Below are 1029 nucleotides of genomic sequence, written 5' to 3'. Positions count from 1 at the left end.
GAGGGATTATTGCAGTTACTTTGATGCTCTTTTCTTTTCCATACATGGGATTTTCCTACGATCTTCGAGTTGTTCCTCTTATTCTATCTTTTATTTACTTTGGTCGCATTGCTGGTTGGATTACGTTAATTAGCATTATTATAATGCGTATCTTTTACATTGGAGGTTACTGGGAACCTCCTGTGATTGCTTATTTAGGTTTGGGTATCCTATTTGTTACTTTTAAAACATATTTTAAAAACCCTCATCCTTTTAAAAGTGCATCTTTATATTTTTCTGTTTTTGTCGGAATAAAGTGGTTAGTTGGTGTATTATTTAATACTACATTACTTTACACAGGAGGCTTATTATATATAGCATTAGGACTTTTAATTGGGCTATTTCTTATGGAAGCCTACCAGAGATTGTATTATTTAACACAGGACTTATCTAAAATGAATCGGGAATTAAAAAAATCGAAGCAAGAACTCACAGATACCGTACATGAGCTTCAAGGAGGGATTTTTAAATTTAAAAAAGTGGGTAAACACTTTATACACACTTTATGTGATGGACAGTTTTATTATCAAAAAGGATTTTATTCTGAACAGGTGGTAGGAAAAAGCTTACGGACTATTGATGCTTCTATTGTTCCACCACATTTAGTTCCACAATTGATGAAGTATTATCTTCAGGCATGGGAAGGGAAAGAAATTATATTCGAATTACCCTGGCCAGATGATAAAACGATTATTCTTATTGCACTTAGGCCGATTAAACGAAATGGACAAGTTATTGAAGTTGTTGGTTCTACAGTCGATATAACCGAAAGGAAAAAGGTAGAATCAGAATTAAGAGCTACCAAAGAATTACTAGAATCATTTATAAAGCATAATGTAGATGCTATTACCATTTCTGATCGAGAAGGGCATATTTTACAAGCAAATAAAGCTTATGAAAAGATATTTGGATGGTCATTACAAGAAATCATAGGTAAGAGATTACCCTGTGTACCAGATTTCTTAATGGAAGAATCACTTAAAGATATTC

The 1029-nt window shown here is 32.8% G+C and carries 1 protein-coding gene; it reads left to right on the top strand.

The features are described from left to right. On the top strand, nt 1–1029 hold a 1029-nt coding region (locus tag AC1DTM_RS28260; protein ID WP_477001463.1), incomplete at both ends, for a PAS domain-containing protein.

The sequence above is a fragment of the Bacillus sp. P4_D3 genome, assembly GCF_056401855.1.
The sequence above is the reverse complement of the archived record's forward strand: the minus strand, read 5'-3'. Positions and strand labels throughout refer to the sequence as shown.